Annotated in this window: 1 pseudogene; it reads right to left on the bottom strand. The window is 46.6% G+C overall.

What is annotated here, in order from left to right:
* Positions 1-232: pseudogene (locus tag KVT27_RS26310) on the bottom strand (dipicolinate synthase subunit A); the annotation flags it as partial.

The following is a 232-nucleotide window of genomic DNA, read 5'->3' as shown; positions in this document are numbered from 1 at the left end:
CACTTCCGAATACAGTTCTTTCGTATAAAACGGCTGAAATCCCATCTCCCACGCCCTTGCAAAATGCTCAGGTTTCCTAACGCCAATCTTCACGGTAGCCCCTAATCCCTGAAGTGTTTTTGCCATTGTAAACCCCGTACGTCCAAACCCCAAAACCATACATACAGAACCATGGATCGTAATATCCGTGTTCTGAATCGCCATCATTAATGCGCCTTCTGCAGTCGGAATC

This window comes from Lysinibacillus sp. GbtcB16, from assembly GCF_019091145.1.
Classification (GTDB): domain Bacteria; phylum Bacillota; class Bacilli; order Bacillales_A; family Planococcaceae; genus Lysinibacillus; species Lysinibacillus fusiformis.
This window is presented reverse-complemented; position numbering and strand designations above follow the sequence as displayed.